This window comes from Acididesulfobacillus acetoxydans (genome assembly GCF_902729405.1).
Taxonomy (GTDB): domain Bacteria; phylum Bacillota; class Desulfitobacteriia; order Desulfitobacteriales; family Desulfitobacteriaceae; genus Acididesulfobacillus; species Acididesulfobacillus acetoxydans.
In genome coordinates this window covers 2,519,312-2,539,879 of the sequence record NZ_LR746496.1, presented here as the reverse complement: position 1 = coordinate 2,539,879, position 20,568 = coordinate 2,519,312, and the positions used below count along the sequence as shown (strand labels likewise).

Below are 20,568 nucleotides of genomic sequence, written 5' to 3'. Positions count from 1 at the left end.
AACTCCCCGACAAGTATATTGGATCCAAGTATTCATCCCGGCTGATCGGCGTCATGGTGCGGGAAAAGTGACCTTGGACGACCTCAAATTGCTTACCTGTAATCCGTACGTAATCCGTACGGTCTGAACATGGCAGGTATAAAGAACCCCCGCATCGGCAAACAATACGCTTGCCATATTCGCCGGAGAGGAAGTGCACACCTTGAAATTGAGATCCTTCCTCATCTTGAGTGCCTGTTCCCTTGTACTATTCGCAGCGGTGACACTTTTGTCGGCCCGATTGCCTGTTCCCATTTCTCAACAGGCCGCCGCCGGCAAACGGGTCTGGCAAAAGCACAACTGTGTCAGCTGCCACACTTTGTTCGGCAACGGCGGCTACGTCGGTGAGGATTTAACTAACATTGTGGCCAAAGTGAACCCGCCCCAACTGGTTCAATACCTCATTCAGCCGCCGGTCATGCGCCCCAACCGTTACCGGCACCACCCCGCTTTAAAGCGGACTGAGGCGGAAAATGTGGTCAGCTACCTGGAATATGTACACACCATACCCACTCTGGGCTGGCCGCCGCAGCCGCAAAAGGCAGGGGATGAGCCGTGAAATTATTTCGTGCGTTTTCCTCTCAGGCCTCGGGCAGGCACCGGGTTTTGGCACGCCCGCCGCAACGGGTTTTCCTCGTCCAGATGATCAGCCGCCGTTATTGCCTGGCGGCCGTGACGCTCTTCGCGGTACAAAGTATGGTCGCCCTCGCAGGCGCTTTGGACTTGGTGATACCGGATCTCCCTTCGCCCATCCCCTTTGAATTTGGGCGGGCCATTCATCTCGGTTTCGCCGTCCTTTGGCCCCTGATCGGCACCATGGGAATGGTCTATTACTTCACCGCCGCCGAACTGAACCGCGAGGTCTTCTCTCCCCGCCTGGCTCGCTGGCAGTTTGGAATTGTCCTGACTTTCGCCCTTTCAGTCTATCTTAGCTTGAGCCTGCGTATCGGCAATGGGCGAGAATATCTGGAGGGAATGCCTCTTCTCTATCTCGGTATCGGCCTAGCCCTGCTCCTCGCCGCCTACAACCTGGTCCGCACCCTCTGGGCTGATAAACACCACATCACCCCGGCCGCCGCCATCATGACGGTGGGCGTTCTTTTCCTTCTCATCCTGCTCCTGCCCAATGCCCTCCACTACAATAATCCCACCCTGGATGAGGCGGCCAAATTCTGGGTGGTTCATCTGTGGGAAGAGATGGCCTTTGAGTTGACTACCGCCGGGTTCATCGCCACCTTCTTCATAGTTTCCGGCCTGGCTGTGCGGGAACAGGTGGAGAAGTGGCTTTACCTGGAGGCCGGTTTGGCGGTCAGCGGCGGTTTGTACAGCACCGGCCACCATTATTTCTGGATAGGAGTCCCCTCCCTCTGGCTGCTCCTGGGCACACTCATCAGCCTACTAGAGGTGGTTCCGGTCGCAATGCTGGTCCAGATGACGTATGTTGGTTTCAAGAGTTCAAAACTGAGCAGCAAGACCGGGATCAAGAGCAAACGGGAAAAGCTCACCCTCTGGCTGATCCTCAGCAGTCTAATTTATCATGTCCTGGGCGCCTCAGTCTTGGGCCTGATGATCACCATTCCCTGGGTCAATCTCTATGTGCACGGGACTTACACGACCTCTGCCCACGCCCATCTCGCCCTCTTCGGCAGCATGGGTTTTCTGGTTCTAGCCGCATGTTATTACATCTTGAGCTGGGGGAGCGAACCGACTGCCAAAGGGTACAAGGCCGGAGTCCTGGCGGTTCTTCTGCTCAACATCGGGCTGATCGGAATGGGTACGGCCCTGCTCGTGGCCGGTTTTGTGCAAACTTATCTCTGGCGCATCCTGGGTCAGGACTTCATGCAGGTGCGCTTTCATCTCACCCCGTATTTGCTGGCTCGCGTCCTGGCCGGGGGAGTGTTTGCCCTGGGCGATTTCCTCCTCATCTGGCAGATTTACACGGCCTGGTGGCGAACCAGGAAGCAAAACAGCCCGAGTTCCGGCCATTGACACCGAGCCTCCGGCGGCGCACAAGTGCCAAAGCAGTAACCCCCGCTTGCCGGGGTATGGGATGGTGACACACTGTGCAGATCACACTCACAAACTCAATTTGGCTCTTCCTCATCTTGTGCCTGCTCGCGCTGCAACTCTGCCTGGTCTTAGTCTTTTTGATCAAACCACTCTTCCGCTACATCCTGGGCAAAGAGATCGCAAGTTTTGTCAGCAAACTGGTAGAGGATAAGTACACTCAAAACCTGATGGAGCTCTGGGTGGCAGGCAAGCGCGTTTCAGTGCTCAATATCCTGGAGACGGACCTGCGCGCCGAATTCGGCCAGCCGATCACCCGTCCCATCGGCAGTCCCAAACATTTTCCCGGCTTTGATAACCTTATGTTTTCGCCCCACCAGATGTCCGGCCCGTACCTCATCGAAAGTACACCCGTCGATATGCAAGTTACGCTCGGCCCCGGTTCCGAAAGACCTCTTACCTTGCGCATCCCCATATCGGGTAGGAGGCTGGTCATTAATTGGCCAGCCGACCTCCCACAGCACCGTACGTACCGTTCGGTATACGGCGCCTCCAAAGTTTACACGTTATTTGGCAGAGTAGCATTGACTAAAACTGGGGTATCCTGCGCGTTCGATGCGTTTGTTGGATAAGGACATTGTCAAAATGTGGCTATGGGCTACTCGCCAATAGCCCTTTCTTGTGTTTGCCCACATCCATGCTTGCTCCTTCTTGATGCCAAGCTTCTGCAAGTTCGCGTATCGTGTGCGTACTCTCTTCCATCGTTTCCATGTGACCATCCGAATTCGACTTCGTAGCCATTCGTCCATCTTTCCGAGTAACGCTTTGGCGTCTGCCAGTTTAAAGTAATTGGTCCATCCTCGGATGATGTAATTGAGTTTTGCCTTTCTCTCCTCGATTCCCATCCCGTTGCTCCGTCCGGTGACTTTCCGGATCTTGTCCTTTAGCTTCAGGATGCTTTTCGGGTGGATTCTCAGTCGTCCTCTTCCTTTGTGGATGTAGAAGCCGTATCCCAGATACTTGACTTTCCTCACGTGTGCCACGCTTGTTTTCTCCTTATTGACTCTGAGGAATAGTTTCCCTTCGATATAAGGAACAATATGGTCTAGCGTTCGCCGGGCCGCTTTCTCGCTTTTGCAGAAAATCATCATGTCATCCGCGTAGCGTACGAAGCGATGCCCACGCTTTTCTAGCTCGTGGTCACAAACGTTTAGCATGACGTTTCCAAGTAAGGGACTAAGGGGCCCCCCTTGGGGTACGCCTTCCGGACTTTCTTCAAATAGTCCGTCCACCATAATCCCTGCTCTGAGGAATTTATGGATTAGGGATATGACTCGTCCATCTTTGATGGTGTCTGAGAGGATTTGGATGAGTTTGCTTTGGTTGACCGTGTCAAAGTATTTCTCCAAGTCCATGTCCACGACGTAGACAAAGCCTTCTGTGATATGCCTTTGACATGCTCTTAGCGCGTCGTGAGCGCTTCGTTGAGGTCGGAACCCATAGCTGTTGTCTGAGAATTGCCTTTCGAAGATTGGCGAAAGGACCTGGGTTATGGCCTGTTGGATCAGTCTGTCCACGACGGTAGGGATTCCCAGCTTTCTCATTTTCCCGTTCTCTTTGGGTATTTCTACCCTCCGTACGGGTTTCGGACGGTATTTCCCGTCCCAGAGGGCTTGCAAAAGTTCATCCTTGTGTCCTTTCAGGTAGGGTAGAAGTTCGTCCACCTGCATACCGTCGATTCCACCCGCGCCTTTGTTCCCCTTCACTCTGTAGTAGGCTCGATTAAGGTTCTCGGCGCTGAGAATTTCCTCTAGCAGTTTCTCTGTCTGCTCGTCTGTGTTGGTGTTGTCGGTTTTGGTCATCCTGGGTGGCACGCACACTTCTGCATACTCTCTCTGTTCCGCAGATGACCTTTGCAGATAGTCTTTAAAGCAAAGTTGTCTGTGTTTTAAATTACCACCTTCGGTAACTTTCATTGACCCACACCTCCTTTGGTTCCGCCCTTCCGTCGGTGTCCGGGACACCTCTGTACTATGGCTTCTGCTGACTCCTCACGACAAATCTTGTTTCAACCGGGCTTCTTACTCCGTTTCCACCCGTCCGTGAGGCCTCCCACGGTAAGACGATTCACTTTCATTCCATGTCCCCGCAACATTTACGCTGACGTGTCCGTGTAGCTTTTGGGCTTCAACTTGTATGGCAGTCTTACCCCACATTTCGCGCCTAATATTGTTCGTGTTCCTCGGGGCGGAACTTTGCCGCCGGCTTCCTTCAGATTCCATCTCGCAATGGACACCCTTGCCTTGAGCTAATGGTTGGTCGCTACATACCCCCATAACGGACTTTCACCGTCAAGTTAATCGTCATGCGTGGCGCACCATGATCAGCGCCATGGGCTACGGTGTAGCCCTGAGCGCCGAAGCGAAAATAGCCCTGGCCAAAGCCGCAAAAACCCTGCAGACCAGCACCTGCTCGGGAGAAGGGCCTTTTTTGCCGGAAGAACGGGCCGCCGCCGGTAAATACGTCCTGCAAATCGTGCGCTGGGCTTGGGGAGCCAGGACGCCGGAACAGATCGCCTCCGCCGACATGTTGGAAGTGCAAACCGGGCAGGGGGCAGACACCGGACCGGTGCGCATCGAGGCGTCCGAGTTCCAAGGCCGGGCCCAGGAACTCTCGGGACTCACTCCCGGGGCCGCCGCCATCGGACTGCCCGCCCCGCCCGGAATCAGCAAGCCCGGCGATTGGCCCGGCTTCGTCAAGACTTTGCGGCAAAAAGCCCGCGGCGTCCCGCTCGCCTTAAAACTAATGGCCACGGGGAACCTGGAGGAAGACCTGGAGGCAGCACTCAAATTGGGTTTTGACGTTTTGGTTATCGACGGGGCCCAAGGGGGCTCGCACGCCTCTTCCTCTATCAAGCAGGACGATTTCGGCCTTCCTACCCTGGTTGCTTTGATGCGCGCCCAGCGTTTTTTGACCCGGCAACAAGCGCGCGACAAAGTGAGCCTGATTATCGCCGGCGGCTTCTTCACGCCCGGGGAATGCCTCAAGGCCCTGGCTTTGGGTGCCGATGCTATTTATATGGCCAGCGTGCCGCTTTTCTCTTTGCCCCACAGGCAATTGGACAAAGTGATTCCTTGGGAGCCGCCGACCACCCTGGTCTTTTATGATTCCCTCAGCAAAAACAAGCTCAATATTGAACAAGCGGCCACCAGTGTCGTGAACGCGATTAGTGCCCTCGTTCTGGAAATGGAGGAAGCCATGCGCGCACTGGGCAAGACTTCTCTAAAAGAACTGAACCCCGACGACCTTGTGGCTCTCGATGCCTTGACAGCTGAGATAACCGGGGTGAAACGGGCTTGGTGAAATTCCCCCCGGGTGTCAAGCGGGATGGGCCTAGACTCCCCGGTGACCGCCCGCTTTTTTCTTCCCCGACTCGGGAATAAGGGAAGCCCGCTCCGCCGACCATCCCTGAGCCAGCATTTTCTGCATGACCAGAGCCGCGTTAACCGCGTCATCCAAGGCGGAATGGAGGATGCCCACCTGTTCTACCTTCATTTCCGTCACGGCGGTTTTTAGAGATGCCGTCCTCTCCAGTTGAGCAAAATTTTTATATGATTCCGCCAGATCACAGTAATTCTCCCAAAGATAGGGATACTCGAGCCCATACTGTTCACATACATGGCCGAGAATGCGCCGGTCAGCGTCTCCCCAGGCGACCAGCCAGGTGTCCGGGGCCGGGGCCAAGTCCTTCAGTCTGGGAAGCGCGTCTTCCAAGGAAACCCCCTGATCCACATCCTCCTGCCTGATACCCGTGATCCCGTAACAATCCGGTCCCAAGCGCGGCCAAAAACGCGGTTTGACAAAGGCCCCGTATCGCTCCAAACCGAGTTCGCCCTCGGCGCTGACCCGCACCCCCCCCACCTCAATGATTTCCGGGAACCAGGCCCGCGGACTGCCAAAGGCCCTTTTAACGCTAAACTCAAAGTCCACGCAGAGAAACTCCATCCTTCCTTTGCCCCTTTCTCCAAATCATCATACTCGCTCCCTGTTCCTTGCAGAGAATAGCCGCAACCTTGCTCACTCAGCCGAATGCCGTCTAACTTCGTTAGTATAGCCCCAAAGGTCCCGCCGGCTTGCTAACTCTGCTCGCTCAGCCACATATGATAAGCCGCCACCGCCTGACCCAAGGACAAACCCCCGTCATTGGCGGGAACGGACCGATGGGTATAGACGGTAAACCCGTTGGCGCTGAGAAGCTCGAGCGCCAAGTCCAGAAGCAGCGGATTCTGCCAGACCCCGCCGCTTAGGACCACCCGTCGTAACCCAGTGTGGCGAAAAGCCTCTTTGACACCCGCTAAGACCATTTGCGCCACGCTCCGATGAAATTTGACGGCTATTTTTCTGACTGCGAAGCCGGCTTGCCGGTCGCGGAGTATTCCCCGCAGAAGCCCATCTGCCTCCAGAATGCCGTCCCTCAAGCCAAAGGGATAAGAGGCGGACTCCCCGGATACACACTGCCCGACACGGTACTCTTGCCAGGTATCATCAACGCGATCAGAAGCGGGTTCCCCGGGTCCCAACGCAGCCGCCGACGAAAACCCGCCTGCGGAGAGGCTCACTCTCGCCAGCTCCCCAAGCTCCATGGCCGCCTGACCGTCGTACGTACTGGTCAGGCAAATTCCGAGTAAAGCGGCCGCCGCATCAAAAAGCCGCCCCGCCCCACTGGCCCCAGGCGCATTGACCTCGTGTTCAAGCATACGCGCTACCTGGGCCACATCCTTTTCTCTGCCCGGGAAACAGCGCTCGGCCAAACTTTTCCCCTCCTCACCCAGGTAGGTCAAGAGATAAGCCGTCGCGGTCAGCCAGGGATTGAGAACCGCACGTTCCCCCCCGGGCAGAGGCACGGGTGCCAAGTGCACCTGCCGGGTAAACGACCGGTAACCGCCGCTGAGGATCTCAAACCCCCAAAGTGTGCCGTCCGTGCCGTAGCCGGTTCCGTCCAGGATAGCCCCGATGACTTCCCCCTCCAGGGCATTGTCCGCCATGGCTGAGGCCAGGTGAGCGTGATGGTGCTGGACGGCGAAAAAGCGGACAGGAACCTGCTCGTTTCTCTTTATACCCCCGCTTCCCTTTATACCGCCCTCTTTCTTTATACCTCCGCTTCTCTGTATACCTCCCTCTCTCTTAACATTCTTATTCCCCTCTGCCTCCCCCTCCGTCTCATCCGGGCCCTCAAACAGTCCGCGCACGAGGGGAGTGACACTGTACTGAGGGTGAAGATCATAGCCGATGATCCGGGGCGCGATTTGCAAAAGCCCTTGCAAGTGCCGCAGGGCCCGGCGGTAATTTTCCAAGCCCTCCAGGTAAGTCATGTCACCGAGGTGCTGGCTGAGAAAAGCGTTCCGCCCCTGGATGAGGCAGAAGGTATTTTTCATCTCCCCGCCGCAGCCCAACACGTCGGCTTCCGTATCAAGAGTTAAAGCCACCGGGGCCGGTACATAGCCGCGGGAACGGCGGTAAAAATGGACGCCGCCTTGGATCACGCGCACGACCGAGTCATCACAGCGATTGACGATTTCCCGGTTATGCACGAGGAAATAGTCGGCAAAGGGAGACAAATCGCGCAAAGCCTCCTCGTTATCCTTGACGATAGGCAGACCCCGCGCATTCCCGCTCGTCATGACCAAAAGATCAGTCTCCGCGGTAAAAAGCAGGATATGCAAAGGACTATAGGGGAGCATAACTCCCAGAGTCTTTTGCCGGGGAGCCAAGTTCTCCGGAACCGCTCCCGGCTTGGTCTCCAGAATGACGATAGGAGCCGCCGGACCGAGAAGGGTTTCCCGCTCCAGAGGACTGACACGGCAATACTTCTTCACCGTTGCCACATCTTTGGCCATAACGGCCAAGGGACGAAAGGGGCGCTTCTTGGCCTGGCGCAGGCGTTGAACGGCCTCTTGGTTCAGGGCCGAACAGACAAGATGAAACCCTCCGATCCCCTTGACGGCAAAGATTTTGCCCGCCCGCAGCAGAACGGAAAATCTCTCTTCCCAATGGCCCGACAGCGGCACCCCTTCTCGGTCCAGGAGGGTAACCTGGGGACCGCAGCGGCTGCAGGCCGTAGGTTGGGCGTGGAAGCGCCGGTGCAAGGGATTGCGGTAATCTGCCGCACATTCGGGACACATCTCAAAGGCCGCCATCGAGGTGCGCACACGGTCATAAGGAAGCCCTTTAACTACCGTAAAGCGCGGGCCGCAATAAGTACAGTTAGTAAAGGGATAATGGTGATAACGCTCCCCGGCGGCCAGAACTTCCTCCCGGCACTGCGGACAAATAGCCAGGTCGGGAGGGATAAGAACCTGGGGACGCGAGTGCAGGACGCTGGCGCGAATTTCGAAACGCGTGAAAGTCCCCGGCGGGCGCTCTTGTTTAGTCAAGCCGTGAATTTGGGCCAAAGGGGGCTTTTCCCGCGGCAACGCCTCCAAGAAACCGGCAAGAGCCGCACGCGGCCCCTGCACCTCGAGCTCCACCCCTTCGCCGTCGTTCAGCACCCAGCCCAGCAAACCGTAGTCTTGCGCCAGACGGTACAAATAGGGGCGAAAACCCACTCCCTGAACCATCCCCGTGATCTGAATATGCCAACAAGCCTGTCCCGACCCGGATGTTTCCCTCATGAAGATACCCCATACTTAGCTCGGACGAGCCCGACCAGCCGTTTGACCCAATTCTCTACACCTTCGCCGCTGCGGGCCGAAGTATAGAAAATTTCCAGGGCGGGATTGAGTCCTGCCACATCGCCGGCCAGTTCCTCCCTGCTGAAATCGGTATAAGGCAAGAGGTCTACCTTGTTGATGACCAACATCTGAGCATCCCGGAACATAACAGGATATTTCACCACTTTATCGTTCCCTTCCGTCGTGCTCAGCAGAACAAGGCGCAGGTCCTCACCAAGGTTGAATTCGGCCGGGCAGACCAAATTACCGATGTTTTCGATCAGGAGAAGGTCCACTTGAGTTAGATCCAGCTTTTGCATGGCTCGGTAAACCATCCGGGCATCCAGATGACAAGCCCCCTCGGTATTGAGCTGCACCGCTTCCACCCCGTGGGCGGAAATGCGATCCGCATCGCGCGTGGTCGCAATGTCCCCTTCGATGACCGCCGTCCGCAGTTCTTTTGTCAAATAGCCCAGGGCCTGTTCCAACAGTGTGGTCTTTCCTGCCCCGGGCGAACTCATGATGTTAACGATAAAAATCTGGTTCTCTGCCGCCAGGTAACGTATTTCTTCAGCCATCTCTTCATTGCGGGCGAGCAAAGGGGTTCCCAGGTCCACTTTAATTGTCATAACGGGTTTCCTCTTCTCCCTCATAGTTTTCAATGTACAGTTCCCGTCCCGAAACGATATCGATTCTCAGTCCCTGACAAGACGGGCAGATGAAAAGTGCGTTGTCCCGGACCGGAAAGGTCGTCCCGCATTCGGCACAGTGCCCGATGGTCTCTCTTTCCTCAATCTCGAGGACGGCCGAGGGACTGAAAAGTTCCTGTTCTTTATACACGTCAAAGGCCATTTGGAGGGCATCGGGCAGGGCGTTGGTCATTTTTCCCACGATCAGCTTCACCTTATCGATGCGGCGCACTTGATGTTCTTTGGCACTCTCCGCCAGAAGATCCACCATTTCGGCCATGAGGCCCATCTCATGCATCTCTTCCGACTCCTTTCGCGAGGTTCACCGTCCCCTTCGCTCCTGAGCGGAAACTCAACCTTTCGGAGCATCCGGTCGCCCGCGGCTTATGACTATTTTAGCATTTTTCACCCAAGGTTGACCAGCCTCAGCTTGCGAACGTGTCACCTTTAGCTCGCGAACGTCACGCACAGCGGAGACGCTGTTCGGTCCCAAACCCTCGCCGGCAGACTTAAACCCTCCCGGACATAGCCGTCAGTATGGTATCCCGAGGCGGCACGGTATGCTGTCCCGAGAATACGGCGAGGCGCACCAAGGGGCCGGCGCGGCCGCCTGGGGCCAGAATCTGAAAAGAAAAAAATCCGCCCCCTTGTTGTGAGAAGCGGATTTGACTTAAACCTCTGAATCAACCTCATGGCTGAAGCTAGGGGCATGCGGCTGAGCCTCTCAGTCCAGAGGCCGGAGGTCAGAAGCCGGAGGCCGGAAACGAGCCAAGGCTGAAGACGCAAAAGGTTACTGGCATTTTCTCCGTGCTCCTTGACCACCTGCAACCAAACCCGACCGTTCAGCTTTGCAGATCTTCCTTGCGCCGCCGGTATTCTTCGGCGTCTATTTCTCCTCGGGCGTAACGCTCCTTAAGAATATCCACAGGATCAATACGCACATGCGAACCCCCGTTCCCATTGGTGATCCGAGAAGCGCCACCCTGAAAAAGGCGGATGCCGAAATAAATCACCAGACCCCAGAAGAGAGCCTGAACCGCCAACATAATGATGCCCATCCACCAATAGCCGCCAAAAAAGCCGTTTCCGGGGCCATAGCCCCAACCCCATCCCATCATAGTCCGTACCCTCCGTTTCTTACCCGAACTTCCTCCGTCCGGGCGCTCCGACTCGCCATGGGGCCGGAATCCCAGTAAGACGTTGCGGGCAACATCTTCGCCGTATGTTCCCAAGCCCAGGGGAAAAGTGCGAGCTTGGCGCCGAATTAGTTTTCTCCGTTCCGAGCCTGATTATTCCGGCCGGCCCCGTTCTCCGCCGGTTTCTTTCTCACCGACTAAGTTCTTCTCTGCGCGCGCGAAATTCCGCCGCGTCCATTTCACCCCGGGCATAGCGTTCACGCAAAACATCCAGCGCATCGCGCTTGCCGCAGGACGGGCTGACGCCCGGCACGGGCTGTCTCACCGCATAATAAAAGAGGGCGATGACCAAAATAATTGCCAAAAACATCATGACCGGTTCCTCCTTCTTCACGTTTAAACTCTGCTTCTTTTTCTGCACCCTTAGGTTTAACCAGAGTTTAACCTAAGATTGTGCCCCGGTCATGAATAAAGTGTGAACATGTCGTGAAGAAGAAGGCAGCAGCAAAGGCGGGCCGTTGTGCCTCAATTTTAAAGAGCTTTTGCTGCCGCATACGGCCGTTTCGCCAACCTTTAGATCGCCGTTGTGCCTTAATTTTTTACCCCTTGATTGATCTTAGCCCAGGTATCACGCAACGGCACCGTCCGGTTGAAGACCAGTCCTCGGCTGCCCGTATCTTTGGCATCGAGGCAGAAATAACCCTGGCGCAGGAACTGAAAATGACTCCCCGGTCGCGCCTGCGCCAAGCCCGGCTCCACTCGGCAGGAGGACAGCCGTTCCAAAGAGTTCGGATTAAGATTGGTTTTGAAGTCCTCGCCTTCGCCCGTATCGTCCGGGTTTTCTTTAAGAAAGAGATGATCGTAGAGGCGAACCTCAGCGGGGACGGCATGCCCGGCGGAAACCCAGTGCAGAGTTCCCTTCACTTTGCGCCCGCTGCCCGCGGCGCCGCTTTTGGTCTCCGGATCGTAAGTGCAATGAAGTTCTTTCACTTCCCCCGTAGCCTCGTCCTTGATCACATCCAGGCAGCGAATGATGTAAGCGTGCTTGAGACGCACCTCCCGCCCCGGAGAGAGCCGGAAAAATTTCTTAGGCGGATTTTCCAGGAAATCGTCCTGTTCAATGTAGAGCACTCGGGAAAACGGCAGCTGCCGGGAGCCCATGTCCGGATTCTCCGGATTGTTTTCTGCCTCCAGCCATTCCACTTTATCCTCCGGATAGTTGTCGAGCACGACTTTGAGGGGCTTGAGCACGGCCATCACCCGCGGCGCCCGGGCATTGAGGTCTTCACGAATACAGTGCTCCAGCATCGCGATGTCAACCATACTGTTGCTTTTGGCCACGCCGATGCGTTCGCTGAAATCCCGGATCGCTTCCGGGGTGCAGCCCCGGCGGCGCAGGCCGGAGAGCGTCGGCATCCTGGGATCGTCCCAGCCTTCCACATAACCCTCTTCGACCAATTGGCGCAGCTTGCGTTTGCTCATCACGGTGTGGCTCAAGTTGAGACGGGCAAACTCAATCTGCTCCGGCCGGGCCCCGGGTTTGACGGCCTCTATGATCCAGTCGTAAAGGGGACGATGATCTTCGAATTCCATGGTACAGATGGAATGCGTGATCCCCTCCAAAGCGTCGCAGAGCGGATGGGCGTAATCATACATGGGATAAATACACCACGACTTTCCGGTGCGGTGGTGCTCGGCGTGGGAAATGCGGTAGAGCACGGGATCGCGCAGGTTCAGGTTGGGCGAAGCCATGTCGATCTTAGCGCGCAGGACTCTGGATCCGTCGGGAAATTCCCCGGCCCGCATGCGCCGGAAAAGCTCGAGATTCTCCTCCGGCGCACGGCCGCGGTAAGGGCTTTCCGTTCCCGGCTCGGTCAGCGTGCCCCTGTGGGTCTTTATTTCTTGGGCACTGAGATCACAGACATAGGCTTTCCCGTCCCGAATCAACTGCTCGGCGAATTCATAAAGCCGGGTGAAATAATCCGAAGCGTAGAACTTGCGCTTCTGCCAGTCAAACCCCAACCAGTGCACGTCATCCTGAATAGAATCTACGTATTCCACGTCCTCTTTAGTCGGATTAGTGTCGTCAAAACGCAGGTTGCAAAGTCCCTGAAATTTCTCCGCCAGGCCGAAATTAAGACAGATCGATTTGGCGTGCCCGATGTGCAGGTAGCCGTTGGGCTCGGGCGGAAAGCGGGTATGCACTTTACCCCCATTTTTGCCTAGGGTCAAATCTTCCCGCACCCTGTCTTCGATAAAATTGGCCGCGTCGGGAACGGCTCCGGACGCACCCGTGTGGTCATCCGTCAGCACAAAGCCGGGCGAACCTGCGGACTTGGCCCGACCGGTCAGATCTGACGCTTCCGAGGTATTCGATTCCGTAATGATAAGCGTGACCCCCTCTACCAGTATGTTCCTATCTTACCGATTATCCTTCTATTTTAAGCGAGAGCGGCCGACCTGTCCACCTCCGGACCATGACGCGCGCGTCACTCCCCGTATAATTGCCCTCTGAGGCGGCACTTAAACCGCCATGACCTTCCCGCTCACCCCGTAGACCATTCACGGCTCCCCGGACATCGCCCGCTGACCCGTTCCTTTCCCTCGCGGCGGCGAACCCTGGCCGCTTTTCGCGTGCGGCCAAGCGGGCGGGCGCCGTCTGGGGCGCCCCCTCCCCCTGCTCTATGGCTTAAGCGGCAGTTTCGCTCCCAAGGAACCGCTGCTGAGGACCTGGGCTTTGACCTCAACGTCAACCGGGGCTTCGACGAAATTTTCCCGCCACTGGGGCTGTATTTCCTCCCACTCGGCGGGATCCGTACGGTGCAGTTCCTGGCTGAGCCCGAGATAATCGGCGCGAAAGTCTTTGGCCTTCTGTACGGCTCTCAGCACAATGCCGCGGATTTTGTCAGCCGCCAAGGCTTCGACATGTTCCGCGCTCTGCAGGGAAAGCTCGTGTCCGGCGGCATCGAAGACCGCCCCTTTGACGTCAATCTCTACCCGGTAAGACACTTTCCCGTCCTGCACCGACGGTATAATTTTGTGCCGACCGGACATCACCTGGTAAGTGAAATAGCGTCCGTCCTCGGGCAGCGGAATGGCAACCTGAGCCCTGTTGAGCGAGTGGACGATGAGTTCGGTCCCCAGGCTCTCTTCCTTATTGAGAAACCCGACCAACTTCGGCCCGCGGAACACCGCCAACCCGGAGACGAGGAGCGACTGGGAGACAGTTTTCGGCGTATTCTCCCGAGGATAGACGGGTTGAACTTCGCTCGCCACCGCGTCCCTGTCCGGAGAGAGGAGCCATTCGGCAAACTGGGCCAAAGTGACCGGGAAAGACACTCCTAAGCGGCAGACCCGTTGTTCTATCATTTCATTCAGTTCCTTAGACAGAGTTTTGGTCATTTCCGGTTCGGAGCGCATCAGGTTAAAGGCCTCCCCCTTGCAGACCAGGATATACGTGCCGGGCCTGGCTTGAGGATGGCGCAGAAGGAGATCGACGATGTCCCGCAGATTCTCCTCTGCCGCCTTCTCCCCGATGATCGCGCCCACGATATCGCCGTAGAAGGGCAGACGGGAAGTCCGCAGGTTCAAGTTCGTCCCGGCCTGCTGAATCGTCAGTCCCGTCCCTTTAAACAGGGTTTCGCTGCTCAGTCCTTGGGGTTTACCTCCTTGGGCGGGGGCCATGCCGCTCAGGATCCGAATGGACTCCTGCCACATCTCGTGTCCGTTCCGCATAATGCGATCATAACCCACTAAAGTGACGATCCCGAGTTCTTCCACATCTTTACGGCTCCAGCATCCCCCCGCGCTCAGGAGCAGGAGGAGGGAAAGGAGAAGTCCCAGGTATCTCCGTGTGCGTCTCATCTCAAACCCTCCCTAAGTTGCGCAGGCGGGCAATCCCCACAAGGAAAAGCGGCAGCCCTATCTCGAAGGGCAGGGCAAATAAGGGAAAGACATGTTCCAGGATGGCTGCCAGCTGAATCTGCCCTCCGACGAGATAGCAGGCGGCTAAAATCTGCACCCCGCCCAAGACGCCGAGAACCCAGCCGAAGGGGGCCTTGCCCAGCCACTGCAGGCTGCCTAAACAGGCTGCGTAATATAACAGGGCTACCTTGAGGATCATGCCGGCTTCCCAGAGGATGACGATCAGGGTCTCCCAACGCGAGAAAGATTTATGAAACTCGATGAAGCGGGCCAAGGTCCAGAAAGGGAAGGTCAGCTGCCCGGATAAATAGGGTCCAAAAACCAGTAAAGTCGCCAGGATGTCCAGGGTTAGAAAAACCGTGATCCAGGCCAAGGCCAAGACTCCCTTGCGCGGGAGTTCGCGCGGTTTGTTCAAATGGGGTAGGAGGAGCAGCAAGACGACGATCTCACCATACCAGGCGGAGGGTACCAAGGAAGCCTTCACGACAGGCAGGAACCCGCCCTCCAGGAGAGGCAGCAGGCGCCTTGGGGCCATTTCCGGCACGGAAAGCAGCAAGAGCATAGACAGGCTGGCGAGAAAAAGAGGAAGGACAAACTGGGCCATGCGGGCGATGACTTCGATCCCTTTGCTGACGATATAGGCGGCCAAGAGGACCACCGAGATATTCAAGACGTAGCCGGGGGTTTCCGGCAAAAGGGTAACCGTGAGAAAAACAGAAAACTCCCGGATCACGAGAATGTTGGTCATAAGGAAAAACAGGATGTAAAGGAGTCCCAGCCCTTTCCCTAAAACCTTGCCCAAGAGCAAAGGACTGTACTCGATCACGGTCTTGGCGGGAAAGCGCTGCCCCAGCCGGTATACAGCCCAGAGACTGATCAAACCGGTTAAAAGAGGGATGGCGAGCGGGACCAGCCAGGCGGACTGGAACGCCCTACGGGCTGTAATCCCGGGAACAAACAAGACGCCGGTCGCCATGACCAGAATAAAAAGGACAGTGGAAACCTGGCTCCCGGATATTTTCTCCTGGCTCAAGGCCGCCGTCTCCCCTTCCTTATCCCGCTCCGCTCCGGTTTCTTGGGACCCTGGTCAGGGTCCTGCCTCTGCGGCTCGCGCACGCCTTCCAGCCGGGGCCTCGTGATCATGGCCCACCAAGGGACCCTGACAAAACTGTCCTTCAGATCAGCCGGACTCATGGGAGCAAAAGGAGACAGATAGGGAATACCGAAAGAGCGCAGGGCGGTCAGGTGGGCCAGAATCGCCATCAGCCCCAGCATGATCCCCACCCCGCCCAAGAGGGCGGCCAAAATGAGCAGGAAAAAGCGCAGGATGCGGATACTGGTCCCGACAATGTAGTTCGGTGCCGTAAAAGAAGCGATCGCCGTCAGGGCCACGACGATGACCGGCAGAGGGGAGAAATAACCGGCTTCCACCGCGGCCTGCCCGATCACCAGCCCCCCCACGGTGCTCACCGCCTGGCCGATGGTCTTGGGCAGGCGCAAGCCGGCTTCCCGCAGGAGTTCAAAAGTCACTTCCATCAGGAGGACTTCGATAAAGATGGGGAAGGGCACATCCTGCCTAGTGTTGGACACGGTGCTGAGCAGAGTGACGGGAACGAGTTCCTGATGAAAAGAGAAGACGGCCACGGTCACGGCCGGCAGAAGCAGAGCAATATTTAAGGCGACAAAACGCAGCAAACGGATGAAAGTGGAAAAAGGAGCCGTGACATAATAATCCTCCGAAGCCTGGAGGAGGCTGATAAAGGTGCAGGGAACGACCATAGTTGAGGGGGAATTTTCCACCAGGATGCCGATTCTTCCTTCCAGCAGGGCCGCCGTAACCCGGTCCGGACGCTCGGTGGTCAAGATCAAGGGAAACAGGCTGATGGATTCATCGGCGATAAATTCCTCGACATAGCCGCTGCCAAGTACCGCGTCCACGTTGATGCGCCGCAGGCGCCGCCGCACTTCTTCGACCATTTCCGGCCGGGCCAATCCTTCCACGTAACAGACAGCCACCGCCGTTTTGGTCAGAAGTCCCAGCTCCAGGGTCTCGACTTTCAAACGGCTGGTGCGCAAGCGGCGCCGGATCAGGCTGATATTCGTCTTCAGGCTCTCGACAAAACCATCCCGCGGGCCGCGGATGTTCGGCTCGTTCTCCGGCTCGTTAATCGGCCTGGCCTGTCCGCCCTGGGCCGGGACTACCACGGCCAGGGAACTCCCCTCGATCAGAATCCCGATATTTCCGCCTAAGACGAATTTGGTAAGTTCCAGCAGATCCGTGCTGGTCTGCGGATGGCAGGCACTGAGGACATGCTTTTGCAACACCTCCGGGGACGTGGCCGGAGAAATCCGCACTTCATCCGGCAGTTCCAAGGGACCCTGCTGCAGGGATTTAATAATGGTTTGACTGATCTGAGCCTGATCCGTCAGGGTCTCCAGGTACACGAGCAGAATCCTCAGCGGCTGCTCGGCGTTGAAACTGGTTTCCTGAAACACCGCATCGGCACATTGCGAAAAGACTTCCCGCAGGTTTTTTTGATTCTCATCCCAATTAGTACTCAACGGTCTCTTTTCCTCAGGCTGAGGCGGCCTGTCCTGTGGGGAACCTTTTTTGCCCGCCCAGCCCAGGGCTTTTTTCAAAAGCTCCTTACCCATCGCTCCATCCTCTGTTTCGCTTTTCCGACTTTTCCGGAATCCCAAGCCATTGGATTTAGCTTGCCACATACCCCCCGCTTTGATGCATCCCACCGACAGTCGCGGTTGGCCCGTCGTTGGCTGTTTCCCCTCCGCTCGCCCCCTGGCCGGGCTGCCGGCCCATCTCCTCCGCTGTGCGCCCCGCCCGAATGCCCCTCCATTTCCTGCTGCCATACGCCCTCGGGGTTTGGCCTACCCGTGCCGGTGTTCCGGCTTGCTTCCGCTCTTGCGTGTGTTCCCCGACTTGTTACACTTGCCGAAACTACGCCGGGAACCGTCCCAAGCGGCAGGAAATCGGACCGCAACGGCGAAAAGTTCCTCAGAGAAACGATCACCCCGTGCTCCGGATGCAATTCTCGCCGCCCCTTGCCGACAAAAAGTTCTTCAGAGGGACTCACCTGCCATCCCGGCTTAGGCCGGCCGCCCGCCGTTTGCCGGATAGCTGACCGTTTGGGCAAAGAAATAGCCTGCCGTCTCTTCTTCCGGTGCACCAAGCATCGGAAAGCCTTGCCTATTGAGCACGAAAGGAGATACAACCATGGCTCCCGAGGATTTGACCCGGCCTTCCGTCTTAACTCCTGAACCGCACTTAAAGAGAAAGAGAACATGGCCCCGCTGGCTGCTCTGGGGAACGCTGTCCGCTCTCATCCTTGCTTTTCTTTGCGTGACCGGTATTTCAGCCTTCGTAGGCTGGAGTTTAACCCATCCGCCCCGCAAACCCCTAACCGGAACACCGTCTCAACTGGGCCTGAACTTTACGAATATAACCTTCCCCAGCCGGACAGACCACCTTCCCCTCTCCGGTTGGTATGTGCCTGCCCCTCAGGCGAACGCGATCGTGATTGAAGCGCACGGCTACGGCGGCAACCGCTGCGGGGATAAGCCATCTTTACCTGTAGCCGAAGCCCTCTGGCAGAAAGGTATCAGCACCCTGCTCTTTGACTTCCGGGATTCGGGCGTTTCTCCCGGCAACTTGGTCTCCGTGGGCGATTTTGAGCAGAGGGACCTCCTGGGCGCGGTTGACTGCGCTAAGGCACTCGGCTACCGGCATATCGGAATCATCGGCTATTCCATGGGAGCCGCCACGGCGGCTCTCGTAGGCGCCAAGGACCCGGATGTCGCCGCCATGGTCCTAGACAGCCCGTTTGCCGACTTGCGCACTTACTTGGAAACAGGCATGCCCCATTGGACTCACCTGCCTAATTTTCCCTTCACTCCCCTGATTTTAACGGAGATTCCCCTGCTCACAGGGGCTAACCCGGCACGCGTCAGCCCGATCAAAACGATCGCGCAAATGAAAGCGCGACCCGTCCTCTTCATCGCCGGTGATGCCGACACGACCATCCCCATGATTAACTCCGTAGAACTCTATGATCAGGCCAAGAACCCCAAAGACTCTCTCTGGATCGTGCACAGGGCAAAGCATGTCGGGGCTTACTCGGTAGAACCCCGCGAATATCTTGCTAAAGTGAGTAACTTTTTCGTCCAAAACCTAACCGGTGACCGAGGACGGCATTAATCCCGCCTCTGGTTTAGAGTCTCCTTAGCACAGGCCCTGCTCAGGGTACACTGATCTTGTGGGTTTTCAGATAGGCCAGGATTTTATCCTTCTCCCCGGTTTCCACATGATAAAGGGATTCGGGCTGCCCGTTCGCTTCTCCGTTCCATTTGAGATAGATCGCTTGCGCGTAGCGCTTTCTGATAATGGGATCGCTGTATTTGAAGAAAACAACGAGGTAATGCGCTGCGATCGAACCCGCATCAGGACTCAGACTCTGCGGGTCAATTGAAATGAGCAAAGTGGAAGTCGTATCTTTAGGGATGTCGTTAACGATTGTATGCTCCTTGGCGTACACCGGCGAGCCCCGGAAGCTCCGGTCGATGACAAGGGCCCGGCTCCAGAGGTCGGTAGCCGGATGCGCCCCGACATTTGTGAACTTCAGCTCCAGATTCACACCTTGGTTGAGGGTGACGGTGGGCGATTCTCTGAAGGTGAGATAAGGACGGGCCGCCTCCCGCTGCACCCGCCAGGAGCTGATCGTGATGAAGACGGTGACCAGGGCAGTACAGGCAAAAACGACGGTCGATATTTTGACGATAATCTCCGACCAGTCCCGCTTCGGTTTACGATGCCGCATCTTACCCCTCCCTGAAAGTTCGGTGGCTCCTTACCCACCCCGGTTGATTACCGAGCAGAACCTGCACCTCAGGATGTCAAAAGTTCATGGCCCGCGTCAGCAGTAATCGGGGCGGCACCAGTAATACAGCGGCCCTGTGCAGGCAGGGCAAATCGCCTGAGTGAGATAAAATCGGTCAAAGACGCGCCCCCGGAAAAAACCCGTGTGGCCTGCTAGCCGTTCACGATCTGCCCGCCGTTGACGTGCAGGATTTGCCCGGACATGTAGGCCGAATCTTGGCCGGCTAGGAAAACGTAGGCGGGAGCCAGTTCGTACGGTTGGCCCGCTCTTTGCAACGGCACTGTAGAACCGAAGACAGACACATCCTGGGGAGAAAATGTGGAAGGGATCAGTGGGGTCCAAATCGGACCGGGGGCTACACCGTTAACGCGAATTCCCGTTTTCGCCAAGGATTCCGAAAGAGAACGGGTGAAAGAGACCACTGCCCCTTTGCTGGCCGAGTAGTCGATCAAAAGCTCGTGGCCCGCGTAGGCCGTGATCGAAGTGGTGTTGATGATAGTGCTGCCCGCGCGCAGATGGGGTAAAACCGCCTGGGTAAGGTAAAACTGACCAAAGACATTGGTCCGGAAAGTTCGCTCCAGCTGGGCCGCGCTGATGTCGGCCAGACTATTTTGCGGGTGCTGTTCGCCGGCATTATTAACTAGTATGTCGATCTGCCCCAATTCTTGAATAATCTCTTTTACGGCTTGCCGACAAAATTCTTGCAGTCCCACGTCACCCGCCAGCAACAGGCAGCGCCGGCCCAACTGCTCAATACGTTTTTTAGTCTCCGCGGCATCCTCGTGTTCGCTCAGATAGATGAGTGCGAGATCGGCTTCTTCGTGCGCGAAGGCGATTGCCGCGGCTTTCCCGATGCCGCTGTCCCCGCCGCTGATCAAAGCTACCTTGTTTTGCAGTTTTCCGCTCCCGCGGTAGCCGGGATCCTCAAAGAGCGGTCTTGGGTTCATCAGGGATTCCAAACCTGGGGGATCTTGGTGCTGCGCCGGAAAAGCCGGCTGGGGAGTTTTGGTTTGGCTCATGGGAAAGGACTCCTTTCAAGCTTGTCTCACTTCGCAAACTCTGTTTCGCGATTAGGTTTTAATTTTTTCCCACTTAGCCAAAATCCATTCCTCAAACAGAGCAACGACCATAACTCGGCATGACTTGCACTTGTCATTAGGTAAAAAAGCCG

The 20,568-nt window shown here is 56.7% G+C and carries 18 protein-coding genes; 5 read left to right on the top strand and 13 right to left on the bottom strand.

The genetic code is table 11. The features are described 5' to 3' along the window. Positions 1-202: 202 nt before the first annotated feature. The 3 genes from MNU25_RS11235 to MNU25_RS11225 all read left to right on the top strand — a co-directional run bounded on the left by MNU25_RS11235 (position 203) and on the right by MNU25_RS11225 (position 2,678). Positions 203-598, top strand: coding sequence for a c-type cytochrome (locus MNU25_RS11235; RefSeq protein WP_240985151.1), 396 nt, complete (start codon positions 203-205; stop codon positions 596-598). Continuing rightward, a complete protein-coding gene (locus tag MNU25_RS11230) occupies positions 595-2,028 on the top strand; it encodes a cbb3-type cytochrome c oxidase subunit I (protein ID WP_240985150.1) in 1,434 nt (477 codons plus the stop codon). The genes MNU25_RS11235 and MNU25_RS11230 overlap by 4 nt, the downstream gene beginning before the upstream one ends. 74 nt (positions 2,029-2,102) lie before the next feature. Continuing rightward, on the top strand, positions 2,103-2,678 hold the full coding sequence (locus tag MNU25_RS11225) for a hypothetical protein (protein WP_240985149.1): 576 nt from the start codon (positions 2,103-2,105) through the stop codon (positions 2,676-2,678). Here MNU25_RS11225 and ltrA read toward each other — a convergent pair. Further along, entirely contained in the window at positions 2,613-4,022 is a 1,410-nt protein-coding gene (gene ltrA, locus MNU25_RS11220) for a group II intron reverse transcriptase/maturase (protein ID WP_240983528.1), read from the bottom strand. The genes MNU25_RS11225 and ltrA overlap by 66 nt on opposite strands. Before the next feature lie 403 nt (positions 4,023-4,425). Between ltrA and MNU25_RS11215 the strand changes: the two genes are divergently transcribed. Next, entirely contained in the window at positions 4,426-5,409 is a 984-nt protein-coding gene (locus MNU25_RS11215) for an FMN-binding glutamate synthase family protein (protein WP_240985148.1), read from the top strand. A 30-nt stretch (positions 5,410-5,439) separates the two neighbouring features. Here MNU25_RS11215 and kapD read toward each other — a convergent pair whose 3' ends face one another. The 10 genes from kapD to MNU25_RS11165 form a co-directional block, all read right to left on the bottom strand. Next, complete coding sequence (kapD, locus tag MNU25_RS11210) at positions 5,440-6,051, bottom strand: 3'-5' exonuclease KapD (protein ID WP_261486640.1); 612 nt, start codon at positions 6,049-6,051, stop codon at positions 5,440-5,442. Positions 6,052-6,182: 131 nt separating this feature from the next. Beyond that, complete coding sequence (hypF, locus tag MNU25_RS11205) at positions 6,183-8,717, bottom strand: carbamoyltransferase HypF (protein WP_240985146.1); 2,535 nt, start codon at positions 8,715-8,717, stop codon at positions 6,183-6,185. After that, the gene (hypB, locus tag MNU25_RS11200; RefSeq protein WP_240985145.1) at positions 8,714-9,385 is read right to left on the bottom strand and encodes a hydrogenase nickel incorporation protein HypB; all 672 of its coding nucleotides are present in this window, start codon (positions 9,383-9,385) and stop codon (positions 8,714-8,716) included. Before hypB ends, hypF begins: the two co-directional genes overlap by 4 nt. Beyond that, the gene (locus tag MNU25_RS11195) at positions 9,375-9,743 is read right to left on the bottom strand and encodes a hydrogenase maturation nickel metallochaperone HypA/HybF (protein WP_240985144.1); all 369 of its coding nucleotides are present in this window, start codon (positions 9,741-9,743) and stop codon (positions 9,375-9,377) included. Before MNU25_RS11195 ends, hypB begins: the two co-directional genes overlap by 11 nt. 544 nt (positions 9,744-10,287) lie before the next feature. Beyond that, entirely contained in the window at positions 10,288-10,563 is a 276-nt protein-coding gene (locus tag MNU25_RS11190) for an SHOCT domain-containing protein (RefSeq protein ID WP_240985143.1), read from the bottom strand. Between the two features lie 208 nt (positions 10,564-10,771). Beyond that, positions 10,772-10,954 (bottom strand): SHOCT domain-containing protein, encoded by a 183-nt coding sequence (locus tag MNU25_RS11185; protein WP_240985142.1) that lies wholly within the window; start codon positions 10,952-10,954, stop codon positions 10,772-10,774. Between the two features lie 218 nt (positions 10,955-11,172). After that, complete coding sequence (locus MNU25_RS11180) at positions 11,173-12,894, bottom strand: glutamine--tRNA ligase/YqeY domain fusion protein (RefSeq protein WP_240985141.1); 1,722 nt, start codon at positions 12,892-12,894, stop codon at positions 11,173-11,175. Between the two features lie 369 nt (positions 12,895-13,263). Further along, positions 13,264-14,445 (bottom strand): Ger(x)C family spore germination protein, encoded by a 1,182-nt coding sequence (locus tag MNU25_RS11175; protein WP_240985140.1) that lies wholly within the window; start codon positions 14,443-14,445, stop codon positions 13,264-13,266. A 1-nt stretch (position 14,446) separates the two neighbouring features. Next, on the bottom strand, positions 14,447-15,538 hold the full coding sequence (locus tag MNU25_RS11170; RefSeq protein WP_240985139.1) for a GerAB/ArcD/ProY family transporter: 1,092 nt from the start codon (positions 15,536-15,538) through the stop codon (positions 14,447-14,449). Next, positions 15,535-17,160 carry a spore germination protein gene (locus tag MNU25_RS11165; RefSeq protein WP_240986812.1) on the bottom strand — a complete coding sequence of 542 codons (1,626 nt, stop codon included), beginning with the start codon at positions 17,158-17,160 and terminating at the stop codon, positions 15,535-15,537. The genes MNU25_RS11170 and MNU25_RS11165 overlap by 4 nt, the downstream gene beginning before the upstream one ends. Positions 17,161-17,737: 577 nt before the next feature. On the opposite strand from MNU25_RS11165, the gene MNU25_RS11160 reads away from it, so the two are divergent. Next, a complete protein-coding gene (locus MNU25_RS11160; RefSeq protein WP_240985138.1) occupies positions 17,738-18,718 on the top strand; it encodes an alpha/beta hydrolase in 981 nt (326 codons plus the stop codon). 40 nt (positions 18,719-18,758) lie between these two features. Here the strand turns inward: MNU25_RS11160 and MNU25_RS11155 are convergent, their stop codons facing one another. Together MNU25_RS11155 and MNU25_RS11150 are read right to left on the bottom strand one after the other, a co-directional pair. Then, entirely contained in the window at positions 18,759-19,337 is a 579-nt protein-coding gene (locus tag MNU25_RS11155; RefSeq protein WP_240985137.1) for a hypothetical protein, read from the bottom strand. Between the two features lie 212 nt (positions 19,338-19,549). Continuing rightward, positions 19,550-20,416, bottom strand: coding sequence for an SDR family oxidoreductase (locus MNU25_RS11150; protein ID WP_240985136.1), 867 nt, complete (start codon positions 20,414-20,416; stop codon positions 19,550-19,552). Between the last annotated feature and the right edge of the window lie 152 nt (positions 20,417-20,568).